Here is a 2,371-nt window from a genome sequence, read left to right as displayed (position 1 = left end):
GCCCTTTGCCTATCCACGCCGTCAACGGCAACTCGAAAGTTTAGTCCAAAAATTAGGTTTGTCGCTAGAAGCACCTATAAAGTGGGAATTGCTGGATTTAGCGCTAACTCATCCTACTGTCTCTGATTCGGCAAATTATGAACAACTAGAGTTTGTTGGCGATGCAGTGGTGCGGTTGGTGTCGGCTGTTGTGTTATGGGAAAATTATCCTAATTGTCCAGTAGGGGATTTTGCGGCAATTCGTTCGGTGTTGGTGAGCGATCGCATCCTCGCCCAATTGGCAAGAGTTTATGGTTTAGAGTTATACTTACTAGTCGCTGGTAGTGCTACCGCCGATAAAGTTGGTCAAGAGTCACGACTGGCAGATGCTTTTGAAGCAGTTTTGGGTGCGCTTTACTTAAGTACTCAAAATTTGGAACTGATCCGCTCTTGGCTAGATCCCCACTTCCAACAACTAACAACAGAAATTCGCCTCGATCCTGCCAGACTTAATTACAAAGCTGCTCTCCAAGAATGGACTCAGGCACAATTTAAAGTTTTACCAGAGTACCGGGTTGTAGAAGTCACTCAACCGCACCGCAATCAAGAACGTTTCCTAGCTGAAGTGTGGTTGCACGGAAACAAGCTAGGAGAAGGTAAGGGACGCTCGATCAAAACTGCTGAACAAGCCGCAGCTAAGGTAGCCTTTTTAGCAATTCCTCAACCGGAAATACCCTGAAACAAAAACTTGGCTGATAAACTGATAATTCAGTTGATTGTCAGTGATCATTTGTCCCAAGTCCCCTGCATACTAATGAGCAATGACAAATGACTAATGACCAATGACAAATGACTAATGACCAATGACAAACCAAATTAAAATTGCTGTTATCGGAGTTGGGCGTTGGGGAGTGCATTTGCTGCGGAATTTCTTAGCACATCCCCATGTAGATGTAGTTGCTGTAGTAGACCCCCATCCAGAACGATTAGCGGCGATAAAACAGCAGTTTAATTTAGATGAGAATGTAGTCTTAACAACCCAGTGGGAGGATTTAAAGAAAGTTCCAGGGTTGACAGGGGTGGCGATCGCAACTCCAGCTACCACCCACTACGCTTTAATTAAAGACTCTCTCCAACAGGGATATCATGTTTTAGCTGAAAAACCCCTAACTCTCAACCCCGCAGAATGTCAGGAACTTTGCCAGTTAGCAGAGCGGCATCATTTAATACTTATGGTTGACCATACTTATTTATTTCACCCAGCAGTTGAGCGAGGAAAAACTGTAGTACAAGCAGGTAAATTAGGAGATTTACGCTATGGCTACGCGACGCGCACCCATTTGGGGCCTGTCCGGCAAGATGTTGATGCACTGTGGGACTTAGCTATTCACGATATTGCTATCTTTAACGCTTGGCTGGGACAGATCCCTGTGAAAGTACAAGCAACGGGTACGGTGTGGCTACAGGTGGAGGGGAGTAGAGAAATGACCCACTCCCCATCTCAAGGACTAGCTGACCTAGTATGGCTGGCGCTGACATACCCTGATGGCTTTCAAGCTTATATTCACTTGTGCTGGCTGAATCCCGACAAGCAGCGACGGCTGGGGATTGTAGGTAGCCTTGGTAGTTTGATTTTTGATGAAATGTCACAATCATCACCTCTCACCCTACTACATGGTGAGTTTGAACAGCAGGGAAATCAATTTATTCCAGTAAATCAAAAGCAGGTGGTGCTGGAATTAGAGCCAGGTGAACCATTGGGGCGAGTTTGCTCCGGCTTTGTTGTCTCTATCCTCAACAATACTCCCTCAGAGGTTTCCTCTGGCTGGGTAGGCACACAGTTAGTAGAAATTCTTGCTGCACTAACAGTATCTCTTGAGCAAGGCGGCCAACCTGTTTTTCTTAACAAGCACTCTCAACTGTAATTCTCAAGAGAGAATTCAAATTTATGGCGTTGCTGATTTGATGTATGAAAGAGACATATAATTTTACGTCTCTACAATTAGCCCTGTCAAGATGACAAATAGCCGAATAATAATGCTACATCATAAGTTCGACGAACCTCTCCCTGCCTTAAACTTTAGTTCAAGTCTGTCCCTCTCACCCATCGGCTACGGAGTACACACAAGTCGGAAAAACTTCATCTACCAAAGATTTGCGGTGAAGCAACGCTCTTGGTAGGGTTTCCAACGCCGGATGCTCCACTTGGGGAGACCCCAAGACCGCACTGGCTCCTTTGCAGGCGACTGCACCAACCCGTTCGCCTCCAGTCTCCGATAAGAGAAGGGTGCTTTACGCTGGCGTGACAAAGCTAAATTGTTGCAATCATGGCGATCGCATTTGTTATTTCGGCGAACTCATTTGTTATTTCGGCGATCGCATTTGTTATTTC

At 45.7% G+C, this 2,371-nt stretch carries 2 protein-coding genes; both read left to right on the top strand.

Annotated elements, in window-relative coordinates:
- The coding region (gene rnc / locus ACFE90_RS37770; RefSeq protein WP_375507343.1) for a ribonuclease III at window positions 1-718 on the top strand (718 nt) is incomplete at its 5' end.
- A gap of 124 nt (window positions 719-842) precedes the next feature.
- On the top strand, window positions 843-1,904 hold the full coding sequence (locus ACFE90_RS37765) for a Gfo/Idh/MocA family protein (protein WP_375507342.1): 1,062 nt from the start codon (window positions 843-845) through the stop codon (window positions 1,902-1,904).
- The last annotated feature ends 467 nt before the right edge of the window (window positions 1,905-2,371 follow it).

The sequence above is a fragment of the uncultured Nostoc sp. genome (genome assembly GCF_964245445.1).
GTDB lineage: Bacteria > Cyanobacteriota > Cyanobacteriia > Cyanobacteriales > Nostocaceae > Nostoc.
This window is presented reverse-complemented; position numbering and strand designations above follow the sequence as displayed.